Source organism: Colwellia sp. BRX10-3, assembly GCF_014077505.1.
Classification (GTDB): Bacteria; Pseudomonadota; Gammaproteobacteria; order Enterobacterales; family Alteromonadaceae; genus Cognaticolwellia.
Genome location: NZ_JACGWA010000003.1, coordinates 210,654 through 223,482, shown reverse-complemented (window position 1 = coordinate 223,482; position 12,829 = coordinate 210,654). Strand labels below are relative to the sequence as shown.

Genomic DNA, 12,829 nt, shown 5'->3' with positions numbered 1-12,829 from the left:
TTAAAGCTGCAACTGTTACCTAATACCAAACTTGGCTAACCATAATTGCCAACGTAAATGCCGATAACTGCTTTGCAATTTAATTAACTGAATATGACGTTCTTGTTGGCTTATATCATCAAAGTTTTGATAAGCTAAATGTGCAAAGCACTTTGATATTGTCGTAAAGTGCGCTGACAACTCAGGACGAGTGGCTGCAACAATGTCAGCAAATTGCTCTGCGGTCATCGACCTTGCCTTTACCAACTTATGCTTTGCCATTAATGCTAGCGTTTTTAAATAAAGTGCTTTTATTTTATCATCAGGTTTCACTCTCACCTTAACTGATTTATACACATAAACCAGCAAGGCTATAGTGATTAATATCAGTAAAAAATAAACAATGTTTTTGCCCTGCTTTAAACTTGCTAAAAGCTCTGCCATAACTCGTGATTGTTTTTGGCCTGTGTAACCAATAACCCAGCGAGTCCATTGATAGTCAATGGCGTCAATTTGCATTTTAAGTTGCTTATACCACCACATTGCACGTAACGGTTGCATCGAAAAAAGCCCGGAAGATAAATTGTCATATTCCTGCATTAAATTGCTCGAAAAACCACTTTCTACACGCTCAGGATCTACGGCTGCTGTAGGGTCTACTCGCTGCCAACCACTATCTGGTAACCATACTTCTGACCACGCATGGGCATTGCGCTGATAAACACTTAAATAATTACCGCTAGGATTAAACTCGCCGCCTAAATACCCCACCACCATACGAGCAGGAATGCCTGCAGCACGCATTAAATAAGTAAATGTGCTAGCATAATGTTCACAAAACCCCGCCCGAGTGTCAAAGTAAAACTGATCTAAACTATTATTGTTCAAGCGCGGTGGCTGTAAAGTATAGAAATAGTTTTCTTGGTTAAACTCAGCTAACACGCGATTAATTAATTGGCTATTATCGCTATACTGCCTGCGTAATTGTCGACCTTTAGCCAACAATCTGGGGTTATTTTCGGTGCTTAAAAGCAAATTCAAAGCACGTGTTTCATCAGCTAATATCGGCGCAAGTTTGGCTTTGGGATAACTGGTAACTTGATAACTCAATGTTTGGCTAATAATACCGCGATAAAACAAAGAAAAATCATTACGTTGACCAATATCTCCTTGTTCACTGGTAGCAAAATCAAGCGCAAACAACCAAGATTGAAAACTGGGTTCCGCAATAACTTGATAACTTAAGCCTTCACCAGTTATCTGAACACTTGCTGAGCTATTCGCATGCTCTAAGGTTGCTGAGCCATAGCGCTGATTATTTCGTTGGCCTTTTTCTCGCAAACCTTGTCGCCAAGTAACACCATCAAAATCATCTAATACCATTGCGCGCCAGTATAGCTGTGCATGTTCGGGGTTACTGTTTTGAAAACTCACTCGAAACGCTAATTCATCTGACAAAGCTAACTGCGCTATATCGCCAATTTTTACGTTATCAGAAAGTCCAACCTTGGCCGATTCAACATTGGGCACCTGCCAAAATGGACTTAACTTGGGAAAACCAACAAATAAAATCACCGCTAACGGTACTGAATATAAGCTGAGTTTTGCTAATAACTTAGCTTGTGCAGACATCGCCATTGTTGGTGCAAATAAATTAATTAAAATTAAAAAGTTGCCTAAAACTAAAACAATAACTGCTAATGAAAAGTAAATAGATTGAATAAAAATCAATGACGAAGTAGCAACAAAAATGCCTAATACCACTAATTGATATAAATCTTTACGACTGGGTATTTCAAACATTTTTAAGCTATAAGCAAAGCATAATAAATGGATCATGCTCAGTAAAAGTCCTAACTCTTGCCCTGCGAACGCAATTCCTACGCTACCTGAAATAGCTAATAAAAATATCAGCCATGAAGGTAATATTTTAGGTGCTGCATAGAAACTTATAGATTGGCTAGTAGGAGATGCTAAAGAGCTTTTACGCACGAGTTTGAAATGCACAAAAAATTGTAGCGCCAAAGCAAAAATGGCAAATAATAAATACAACAAATTAAACTGCAGAACTAAGGTTAAAAGGTTAAGCAGTTGAAAAGCTAATAAACTAAAATACATTTTGCCATTAAGCTTTAGCTTATTATTTTTGCTAGGCTTTTTGCTTTTTCTTGGCAAAACGTTTTCTTCAATGCTTTGTTTAGATTTTTTTGTCATCATGCGCTCAATAACGTGCCAATGCACTTAAGCATTTTAAGGTATGTTGTGAACTATGGTCATATTCAACCATTTGATTAGGCAGTTTCAGTGAAAAGGCTATCTGTTTATCACTGCAATCTTTAATGGCATAACTAAGCCAACTTAAACGCTGTTCAAGTGTGCCTGAGGGCAAGTGTTCAAAGTCTAATTCTAGCTTGCCTGATAAGGCTTGTTGATATTGTTTTGTTAACCAGCCTTGCCCACGAGCTACATGCTTCCATGCGACACGACTGAGAGGTTCGCCCAGCTGATAATGTTGTAATTGATGAAATTCATCTTGGCCCGGTTGATAGCTGTCTTGATAACTTTCAACATTATTTTCTGCCTCTTCGCCTGCAACACTTTGTTGCTTATCAGTCCAAAGGTTGGCGATAGGTTTAGGGTAAGCCGTTACTTGCTGAGCAAAATCTAATCGTGTCCAGGTTCTAAATAAGCCAAAACCAAACTCGCTGATAATTAATACCCTACCTAACGGGTATTCGCCGCGTTTGCACACTCGATACGGTATGCGAATATTATTTTCACCTGCAGTTAATTCAATAAGTTTTACTTGGTCAAACTGGCTTGTGAAGGTTTGGCTTTCAATCTGCTTATTGTCGCTTAAGCTGTTATCAATTTTTTGATCAAGCTTTGCGGGCGCTTGAGCAAAAGAAAAACTAATATTAAAGCGCGCTTTATTACTAGTAACAACGAGCGGAAAATAAAGCTGCGCATCAACAAAACCTTGCAATGAACTGGTTGCCTGAAACTTTAAGCCAGAAAGATTAAAAAAGCTGTGGTGTAAAACCACAATAAAAAAACTGACCAGTAAATAACTGATTAAGATAATGACATTATTTTGGTAATTGGTGCCCAGTAAAAAAAGCAACAACATAAATATCATCAAACCAGCGCCAAATCGCGTTGGAATAATAAAAATATTGCGATGATTAATAACTTGTTGGCTGTGTTGTGGAATGCGACGTGCTAACCAAGTATTAAAGCGCTTATTTAATGCGCCTTTTAGTCCTGCAGTTACCGATGAAAACATGGTGTTTTTTCGCTTACTTAACAATTAACTGCCCTTACTCAATAGCTTTGATTGATAGCAGTGATTCGATAGGCCTGCTAAATTTACAATGTGATATATCGCAAGTTTATGTCTTAAGTAACAACTAAACTAGCGGATTGGTCGGGTCAACTTGTGACAATATTTGCTGAGATATTTCATCTGTCTGATCAAAAATATGATGTTGTTGTGGTGCTAATCTATGTTCACAAACAGGAGAAAACACCGCTTGAATATCTTCGGGTATAACATAATCACGATTTTCCATAAAAGCCCAAGACTTAGCAGCCGCTAATAATGATTTTCCTGCACGTGGCGATAATGCTTTAGCTTGTGACTCACTTTGTCGACTGACTCTACATAGCGCGATAACATAATCAACAATCGCCGGTGAAACGCGAACGCTAGAGATATGCTGCTGTATTTCTCGTAATTGCTCAACCTGTAAAAAAGGCTTAATTTCAATGACATCACGATGTGACGCTGTTGATTGTAAAATTTCACGCTCAGCATCTATGCTAGGAAACCCAAGTGAAAGTCGCATCATGAAGCGGTCTAATTGTGATTCAGGTAACGGATAAGTTCCCGCATGTGACATCGGGTTTTGCGTAGCAATAACAAAAAATGGCTCAGGTAATTGATGAGTAACACCATCGACACTCACTCGCCCTTCTTCCATCGCTTCTAGCAAAGCACTTTGGGTTTTAGGGCTAGCGCGGTTTACTTCATCAGCTAAAACCACTTGATTAAAAATAGCCCCCGGATGGAGTTGAAATGATTTGGTCGTTTCATCAAAAATAGCAATACCGATAACATCGGCAGGCATTAAATCTGAGGTAAATTGAATACGTTGATACGACAAGCCTAACGTTAAGGCTAAAGTATTAGCTAGGGTAGTTTTACCCATGCCTGGTAAATCTTCAATTAAAATATGCCCTTTAGCTAACAAACACGCCAAGGCTAACTTCACTTGATGAGGCTTGCCAATGACAACGGATTCTATTTGAGCCAAAATTTTGGCAACCACAGTTTGCATACTTGTTGTTCCTCATAATTGAAACATCAGCATAATTAATTATTTAGTGAATACCAAGAAAAATAAATAAATAACAAGGACATTATCATCACACAATATGACGCAGTAACAGCATGAAAAATATAGTTGAAATCAAATAAACGACAAATAGCATGAAATTGACTAAAAAAAACAGCTTATTGTTTGACCTCAGTCAACGACCGACATTAAAAGTTTGTGGCATGCTAGCTAAATGGGTAAATCGAGACGCTAAATAAACATGTATTTGCTATCGATTAATCATTACTTTAGCCCAGTTGCCCGCGCACTTTCGAGTTTTGCTTGCTCATATGCCGTAACTGATTCAACAAATACCCATGAGAACAAATTGTATATAGGGGGGAAGTTATGGATATATATTTTAGCGAAATAAACTATTTAATAGACCCATCAAATCGAACGTTACATGCCGACTATCAGCAGTTTTTACTATCGCTCATTGGTCTTACCGTTATAGATATCAGTGGTGAAAATAATAGTGAATGGCGAGTTATTTCGACATTATTGCACGGAGATGAACCTTCAGGACTTATTGCCATACACCGATGGCTTACCACGGATAATACATTACCTCGACCTAAAACCAATATTCGTATCATTATTTCCTCCGTTGAAGCGGCTACTTATCAACATTTATTTCATCACCGATACCTACCTAAAGGTGTTGACTTAAATCGTTGCTTTAATGAGAAAATCATCAGAAATAGCGATAGTAAAAATAAAAATATTGCTGGTTATATCGAACGGGCGAAATTAATAGTCAATGCGATTAGTGAAGTTAACCCTAAGGCCATCATCGACTTACATAATACTTCAGGTAACGGGCCTGCTTTTGCCGTCAGTACCTTGATTAACCCCAACGTGTTGTCACTGACTTCTTATTTTTGTGATACCTTGATCTTATCTAATATTCGCATTGGCGCTATGATGGAGCTGAATTTTTGTTGCCCTGTTGTCACCATTGAGTGCGGTGGTAGCCATGATGACCAAGCACACGAGGTTGCTTACAAAGGCATTCAAAAATTTACTCAATACGATGGCCATTATGCTCTACCACAAAATAAAGCCGTAAAAATATTTTACAAACCTTTGCGTGTGGTGATTAAAGCCGAACGAAAACTTTCATTTAGCGAACATGATGAAGGCTACAGTGGCGTAACCTTAAGAAAAAATATTGAACAATTTAACTTCGGTGGATGCTGTGACGGACTACTATTAGGCTGGATCGATGATAATGGCTTAGAAAATCTTGAAATGTTCAACGACCAAGGGGTTAACGTTATTGAAAAATATTTTAAAATAGATGATAACAAATTGGTCTGTGCGACCAATTTTAAAATGTTTATGGCGTCAAATAAAAGTGATATTTCTCGCTCTGATTGTCTGTTCTATGTGGTTAATAATGTTAATAACTTTCTGTAATAATTATCATCAATGATTATATTATTAAATTTTAATAACTATCTATCTCAATTTAGCTATTGATGCACTTAGCTAATAGCAAATGGTGCATCAGCTATCGCTTGTTCAAGTGCGATATTAACTAAACCAAAATCGCGTAGCGCGTGAATAAACTTCAAGGTTTTAAAGCTGTCAAACCATACGATTAATTGCTTATCAAATTGTGCTTGCTTCGCTGACTGTTGTTTGGCAATAAAAGCGCGTAAACCGATATCTGTTAATGCCTGTTGAATGTTTTCAGGTAGAGTTATAAACCAAAGTTCAGGTTGTTGTCGATATTGCCATAGGCTTTCAAAGGCTTGTAAACAGACTTTTAATGCGGTAAAAATCTCTGGATGATAATAAAGATAATCCTGGCCTTGCTCCGTCAATTGCATAATATTTTGCACGGCTGGCCCAGTGCCAAAAGGCACGCGTTGTGAAGGTCTTGCATCAAGCTTAATCGTTACATCGCCTAAATATGTCACTTCACCCAGTTTTGCGAGTTTATTTAAGAGATAAAAATCTTCTCCTGCGCTGCGTTTAGGAAAACCTCGTGCCTGACAATAGGCCAGCATATCGAAAGATAAAATACTGCCGATGGTAAAATATGCATAAGGTGATTGCGCGTATTTTAAACCGGCAACGTAATAACGTAAGGCATTTTCATAGCGTAAATTTGCCTGGTGAATTGCCTGTTGGTTACTGTGATGATAAAAATTACAACACGTTGCTACGGCATTTTTAAGCTTTAAACTATCACTAGCATGAGCGCTAAAATAATTATCAGGAAGGTACGCGTCAGCATCGGTTGAATGCACCCAAGCAGATAAAACATTACCGGTAATAAATAGTTTAACGGCTAAGTCTGCACCAATTTTTCTTGCTAAGCCCACTCCTTGCTCCGATGGAATAGGTTGATTGTAACGATTAACCATCAAGATGGCCGAATTAGCATTTTCATTCCGACTAGCATGGTTTATATCGATTAAGCTTAAGTTATCTTGCTGCCAAATCTTCGCCCCCTGCTTAGCAATATTCTGTGCTAAATCAATTTGATCCTGTTGGTGCTGACGACCAAAGTCATTATCAGGTTGATTAATGACCACAATAACTAAGCATTGTTGCTCAGCAAGTGTTGAGTCAATAAAACGCTCAATAAATTGCACTGTCTCTTGAAACGCTGGGATTACTAATACATGTTGATAGCGGTGATGTTCTGAGAACGTCGCCAGCGATAATACTTCTGGCTCAGCATAATGGGCTAGGTATTTAACCGATGTTTTATGCTGTTGTAGCCTAGTGCTGTCGTTAATCATAATACTTAGTACTTAGATTGGATAACTAAAAGCCTGTTATATAAAAACCTGTTTTACAAACTTGTACCTAACAACTGGCTATCACAAACGCTTAAGATTAATTAATGTAAAGCAGCACGAAATGGCAGCGCCGCACAAATATCAGCTTCTATGTCTAAAACTTCAGCTAAACGTTGATCAACATCTGCCTTGTCAAAATACTCATAAGCTAATTCAATAAATAAATTTTTATGCTTTTCTTCTGATTTAGCAATAGCTTGATAAAAGTCTTTATCTTTACCTTCTGGCAACGCTTGTGCAATTAGAGAAAATCGTTCATGGCCGCGAGCTTCAATAACGCCTGCTACGATTAATCGGTCCATAAAAAAAACATCGCTGCCATTGCGAAATACTTTCCTAATTTGATTGATGTAAGGGTCTTTTTCATCAGCGCCTAATTGTCCACCGCGGGCATAAATTAACTTTAGTACCTGTTTAAAGTGGATAAGTTCTTCAATGGCTAAATCTGCCATGGCTTTTACCACTGACTTTCTATCAGGATAATGAGAAATCATTGACATCGCCATACCTGAAGCTTTTTTCTCTGCTGCGGCGTGATCAGTTAAAAATGCATCGAAGTCGCTAAGCACGACTTCGGCCCACGCTTTAGGGGTTTGATATTTTAATTCGAACATAGATAAAATTTTACTAATGATAAAAGAAATAAATAATGGCGTCATTTTACACGCCTAAAAATAAGCGACAAGAAAAAGCGACAATAAAATACTTAAATCAGAGCAATATTATCGGCTTTGCCATCTCTGCTGCGTAGCTGGTCTAAATAAAAGTAAATTGTATTTAAGACACATTTTGAATAATTAAAGCGTTAACTTAAGTGATTAAATTCACAATAATTCTCTTCTGCTCATCACGCCAATATCTTATACTGCGCAGTCATCATAATTGAGACTTAAATGACAAATAAACAACTTTTACCCCTACTGATTTTAATGGTTATTTTTAGCCCATTAGCCATAGACATTTTTTTACCCGCTTTGCCGGTTATGGCAGCAGAATTCGTCGTTCCTATGAATGAAATTCAGTGGAGCATAACAATATTTATTTTAAGTTTGGGTTTTGGCCAGCTTATAAGTGGGCCACTTGCTGATCGTTATGGTCGTCGACCTATCGCTATAGGCGGCATAGTTATCTATGGCTTGGCTTCTATCATCTCAGCTTATTCGGACAGCTTAGCGTTTTTTCTTGTCAGTCGTTTAATGCAAGGTTTTGGTGCATGTGCGATAGTCGTTTCAGCGTTTGCCAGTGTACGTGATAAATATAACGCGATTGAAAGTGGCGTGATGTACTCTTATTTAAATAGCGCCATATGCTGTATTCCTGCCCTAGCCCCCTTGTTAGGTAATGTACTAACAGAGCATTTTGGTTGGCGTAGTAACTTTGAATTTATGGCAGGCTACGCTGTTTTTGCCGGTTTAATTTTGTTTTTCACTCTTAAAGAAACCAGGCCAGCACATACACAAAAACATAAAAACCTGATTTCTATAGCGCATTTTATGCCGGTATTGAAACATCCAGTATTTATGTTTAATGCCTTACTTGTAATGTTATCTATGGCAATTATTATTGCTTATGTCAGCAGTTCGCCAGCTTGGTTAATGGTACGCTTAGGTTTAAATCAAGAAAGCTTTGTCTATTGGTTTAGTTTAAATGCCACGATTAACATTGTTGCTTGTTTTCTGGCTCCTAGAGTTTTAATCAAGTTTGGTGCCAGAATAACAATAGGCTTTGGCATGGTTTTACTCATTATCGCCGGTTTGTTAATGTTAGCTTTATTGCCTTGGCAAACACCTAGCGCGTTTATGATACCGATAATGATCAGTTCACTCGGTTTTTCGTTCCTTATGGGCGCATGTGCTGGACAAGCACTCGCACCTTTTGGTGAAAAAGCAGGTTCAGCTTCAGCTCTTTTAGGCTTTATGCAAATGAGCGGTTCAGCGGTTATTGTTTACTTATTACAATTATTACCCCTAAATGAAGCTGAGCAATTAACTTTATTGATGCTGAGCATAATTCCCGTATATGCGATATGGAAATTACCGCAAGTAAAAAAACATATTTTGCTAGATAACTATTAAACGCTTTAACCAATCGATTTAAATTGATTGGTTAAACATTACTTTTACTGTTGAAAATTATGCCTGATTTTATCCTTTCACAGTTGCTCGTTACCGTGACACTTATTATTGAGTGCTGCGCCATGCAATTTAAAAACAAAAACTATATTTTAGCAGCGTTATCAGTGAGCTGCTTGTTTAATGGTTTTCATTATCTGTTGCTTGACCAACCAACAGCTGGCTATATATTTTTATTTTCTAGCATTCGTTTTTTAATATCCATTAAGTGGAAGTTTCAATGGATTTCGATAGCATCGCTCAGTCTAAGTTTACTGATCACCGTATCCACCTATAACGGCCTACTGAGTATTATTGGCTTTATGGCAACCATTTTGATCACCACAGGTTCATTTAGCCATAATGATAAGTTTTTACGCTTAATGATGATTTCGGGCGGATCACTGTGGTTTATTCACAACCTTATTTTAGGTTCACCAATTGGAGTTGTCGTAGAAACTGTTTTCGTTGGCAGTAGCTGTATTGGTTATTATCGTTATTATATTGCGAAGAAGCCGGAACAGCCTTTTCCTTTATAACATTGGCTGAGCAAACCATTGCTAAAGGCTTAAATTTGATAATTGTAAAACATGATCAATTTGGTGAGCTAGCTATGCCAAAATTTATATAAATTATTTACTTAAAAAAAGCGACATTCGTCGCTTTTATAAACTTTCATTTAGCTACTAGCTGAAAATACTTACCCGTTAATTGCAGACTACTTTAACGGCCTAGCATGCGCTGCAGCTCTGAAAATAGTATTCATCAACATAACATTTAAACCATCTAAATAAGCTCGAGTAGTTGGCTCTTGGGTAAAAGCGATCACCATACCGCGGCCCATGGGTTGATGAATAAGGTAAGGCTTATAAGCCAGTTGCTTTTTATTTTCTGCCCATAAGTAACCACTTGCTAAAACATTTTCTGCATCAGTAAACCAAGCTAAATTTTTACCAGACGCTAGCTTTATTGGCGTGTAAATATCACTACCATAGGCAATAGCCGTTAAGCTTTTATGCACGCCAGCGGTCAACCAATGTTCTTGATCTACTTCAATATTTGCCAATACACCGGCAACAAAGTCGGGTTTCTCTTTGGTATTTTCACTGGCTGAAACTAGCTCATCTTTAGTTGAAAATAGCTGCCCATCAACCATAGATTCACCTTCAACTTCTTTAACGGCTTTGGTGGCTTTTGATTTATCGTCTTCTTGCGCTTGAAATGCACGTTCTCTTTTAACATCTAACAAAGCAATATCATGCTCGGCGGCAAATTGAGTTGCACGACCTAGCGTGATCAATACCCCACCACGTTTTACCCATTGCTTAATATTATCAGCACCACTTACCCCTAGGATTTCTTTATAGTCACCTGAAGGTAAAATTAGCACTTGGTAATTTGATAAATCAGCACTTTTAAGGGTTTGAGTACGTATTGCGGTAACAGGGTAATTAAACTGGCGTTCAATAACAAAGCGCGTATTACCAGCACTGAGCGAGCTCACTGGGTTATCCCACGCCATGGCGATTTTAGGTGCTGACATAGTAACTGTGTTGCTACTGCCAAAACTTGGGCCTTGAGTCACCCAACTTGAATTTACACCTTGAACTTGTGCGCCTGTATTTTTGGCTATTTCGATGATTTTAGTTGCTAAGTCATCGTCATTACTGCGTTTTTCTATGATTAGTGTACCCGCAGTAAACTTTTGATTGTCCTCTAAGGTAAAGGCTTTATCTGCACTTTTAAGCGTAATATTTTGCTGAAGTGCTGCCGTTAAAAATCGACCTGCCGCCATATCCCCCCAAGGTATTAAATACGCAACGGTGGCATTTGGGTTAATCACCTTGCCAATGAGTTTGTCATTACTTTCAATTAAGTGGTTAGCAACTTTTACCGCTTTTGAACAAGAGTCGATATCAACATCGAACATTAATGGTAATGACCAACCGGTGACATCATAGATTTCATCATCTAATTTTCTTGCCCGTCGGCGTTCTTGCTCTTTAACAAATGCCGATGACATATCAACTTGCTGGGTAAAGGTTGTTCTAACAAAGCGACCTTTGGGCTGCGCGGTATCGATAAAATAAGCACCCGCTTGATAGCTTTTACCACATTGTTTAAAGTCACTGTTGGCTTGTTTAACTTCAACACCATGTTGCGCCATTAGTGTTGCAAGGCGATGGTTTCCCGCTATATTTCGCTTATTGGGTAATATATAAACCCGCTCTTTGCTGTTTTTACCCGCTTTAATCGCGCTAGTTTGATAATTGTAATAGTCATTGAGTAACTTATTATGATTATCAGCTACGCCTTCAGCGGTAGAAATTGACGCAACAAAATGTCGTTGTACGGTGTTTTTATAAGTTAAAGTCTCACCCGTTCTCTTTTTAAAGAGCTCACCTCTTGAAGAAGAAACTTCATAGGTTGACGCAGACGCACCATAAAATACTGGCCAGCTATCACCATAACCCGGATAAAAAGCATCAAACACTTCACGAGTAAAATAATCAAACCCGTAGCGGTCAAAATGTTTACCATGGTTTTTACCAATCGTAGTCATATTATCAATTTGATTTTTGGTCATATGCGGATTAAAAGGTTGTGCGGCAGGCGAAAAGTAGTAACTGCTGTCACCCCCCATTTCATGTAAATCAATAACCACTAAAGGACGATAATGATTCATTGCACGAATACGACCTGCAGTTTCAGGTTGTGTTATTGCTAACCAATCTCTATTCATATCAAACAGGTAGTGATTAGAACGACCACTTGGCCAAGGCTCATTATGCTCTGCGCTTAATCTATCATCACTGTGTTGCATGCCGACAGTAGCGTAATATCGACTGGTAAATCGTGTACGTCCATCAGGGTTTTGCAAAGGGTCAATAAAAACTAGCGTGTTTTTTAAGATTTTGCGGTTGGTTGCTTCATTCGGTGCGGCGAGTAAATGATACGCCGTCATCATTGCCGCATCGGTACTACTAATTTCATTGCCATGCACACCATAACCTAACCATACAGAAGAAGGCAGTTGGGCAATTAACGCTTTAGCCGTGCTTTTATCGGTGATTCGTGGATCGGACAGCTTTTGCATTTTATCAGCAAAACCATCGAGGTTTGCGATAACATCACGGTTACCAATGGCCGCATATATAAGCTTACGGCCTTCCCATGTGCGCCCGTATTCAAAAAGTTTAATTTGCTTTGGCGCCGAACGTTCTAACGCTTCAAAGTAACGCAGCATATCACCATAGTTAGTGATTCTTTCGCCAACGTCGTAACCTAAAACATCTTTAAAAGTGGGGATTGAAGGAGAATACTCACTGCCAGGCCACATTTTTTCTGTACTATTGGCTGCTAATGAAAAAAAATAAACAAAGCTGATAAGGAGTGAAGAAAGTAAATGGGCGCATTTTTTTAGCATATTATTTCTCGTTCATGAGTCCTGAATTAGCATCAGGCTTTAGTGATATAACTTCACTAAAATACTACGACAAAAATAGTCTAAGTACTCAATTTATCGATGAAATTTATATAA

9 protein-coding genes are annotated in these 12,829 nt (G+C 38.2%); 3 read left to right on the top strand and 6 right to left on the bottom strand.

Annotated elements, in window-relative coordinates; genetic code table 11:
- Positions 1-15 precede the first annotated feature (15 nt).
- From H4J38_RS07750 to H4J38_RS07740, 3 genes are all read right to left on the bottom strand, one after another.
- Positions 16-2,193, bottom strand: a complete 2,178-nt coding sequence (locus H4J38_RS07750) for a DUF3488 and transglutaminase-like domain-containing protein (RefSeq protein WP_220465475.1) — start codon at positions 2,191-2,193, stop codon at positions 16-18.
- A gap of 7 nt (positions 2,194-2,200) precedes the next feature.
- Complete coding sequence (locus H4J38_RS07745; RefSeq protein ID WP_182131099.1) at positions 2,201-3,289, bottom strand: DUF58 domain-containing protein; 1,089 nt, start codon at positions 3,287-3,289, stop codon at positions 2,201-2,203.
- A gap of 100 nt (positions 3,290-3,389) precedes the next feature.
- Positions 3,390-4,319 carry a MoxR family ATPase gene (locus tag H4J38_RS07740; RefSeq protein WP_182131097.1) on the bottom strand — a complete coding sequence of 310 codons (930 nt, stop codon included), beginning with the start codon at positions 4,317-4,319 and terminating at the stop codon, positions 3,390-3,392.
- A 387-nt stretch (positions 4,320-4,706) separates the two neighbouring features.
- Between H4J38_RS07740 and H4J38_RS07735 the strand changes: the two genes are divergently transcribed.
- The gene (locus H4J38_RS07735) at positions 4,707-5,780 is read left to right on the top strand and encodes a succinylglutamate desuccinylase/aspartoacylase family protein (RefSeq protein ID WP_182131095.1); all 1,074 of its coding nucleotides are present in this window, start codon (positions 4,707-4,709) and stop codon (positions 5,778-5,780) included.
- Between the two features lie 68 nt (positions 5,781-5,848).
- Here H4J38_RS07735 and H4J38_RS07730 read toward each other — a convergent pair whose 3' ends face one another.
- A complete protein-coding gene (locus tag H4J38_RS07730; protein ID WP_182131093.1) occupies positions 5,849-7,117 on the bottom strand; it encodes a hypothetical protein in 1,269 nt (422 codons plus the stop codon).
- A gap of 101 nt (positions 7,118-7,218) precedes the next feature.
- On the bottom strand, positions 7,219-7,791 hold the full coding sequence (locus H4J38_RS07725) for a tRNA-(ms[2]io[6]A)-hydroxylase (RefSeq protein WP_182131272.1): 573 nt from the start codon (positions 7,789-7,791) through the stop codon (positions 7,219-7,221).
- Positions 7,792-8,070: 279 nt separating this feature from the next.
- Between H4J38_RS07725 and H4J38_RS07720 the strand changes: the two genes are divergently transcribed.
- Together H4J38_RS07720 and H4J38_RS07715 are read left to right on the top strand one after the other, a co-directional pair.
- Positions 8,071-9,252, top strand: a complete 1,182-nt coding sequence (locus H4J38_RS07720) for a multidrug effflux MFS transporter (protein ID WP_182131091.1) — start codon at positions 8,071-8,073, stop codon at positions 9,250-9,252.
- 59 nt (positions 9,253-9,311) lie between these two features.
- On the top strand, positions 9,312-9,827 hold the full coding sequence (locus tag H4J38_RS07715; protein ID WP_182131090.1) for a YgjV family protein: 516 nt from the start codon (positions 9,312-9,314) through the stop codon (positions 9,825-9,827).
- A 179-nt stretch (positions 9,828-10,006) separates the two neighbouring features.
- On the opposite strand, the gene H4J38_RS07710 is transcribed toward H4J38_RS07715, so the two are convergent.
- Positions 10,007-12,715: a M14 family metallopeptidase gene (locus tag H4J38_RS07710; protein WP_182131088.1), complete on the bottom strand. Its 2,709-nt coding sequence runs from the start codon at positions 12,713-12,715 to the stop codon at positions 10,007-10,009.
- Positions 12,716-12,829 lie beyond the last annotated feature (114 nt).

Excerpts from the sequence above, each read along its gene's own strand:
- H4J38_RS07720 (WP_182131091.1), top strand. The coding sequence starts at position 8,071 with ATGACAAATAAACAACTTTTACCCCTACTGATTTTAATGGTTATTTTT.
- H4J38_RS07715 (WP_182131090.1), top strand. The coding sequence starts at position 9,312 with ATGCCTGATTTTATCCTTTCACAGTTGCTCGTTACCGTGACACTTATT.
- H4J38_RS07750 (WP_220465475.1), bottom strand. The coding sequence starts at position 2,193 with ATGACAAAAAAATCTAAACAAAGCATTGAAGAAAACGTTTTGCCAAGA.
- H4J38_RS07710 (WP_182131088.1), bottom strand. The coding sequence starts at position 12,715 with ATGCTAAAAAAATGCGCCCATTTACTTTCTTCACTCCTTATCAGCTTT.
- H4J38_RS07725 (WP_182131272.1), bottom strand. The coding sequence starts at position 7,791 with ATGTTCGAATTAAAATATCAAACCCCTAAAGCGTGGGCCGAAGTCGTG.
- H4J38_RS07735 (WP_182131095.1), top strand. The coding sequence starts at position 4,707 with ATGGATATATATTTTAGCGAAATAAACTATTTAATAGACCCATCAAAT.
- H4J38_RS07740 (WP_182131097.1), bottom strand. The coding sequence starts at position 4,319 with ATGCAAACTGTGGTTGCCAAAATTTTGGCTCAAATAGAATCCGTTGTC.
- H4J38_RS07730 (WP_182131093.1), bottom strand. The coding sequence starts at position 7,117 with ATGATTAACGACAGCACTAGGCTACAACAGCATAAAACATCGGTTAAA.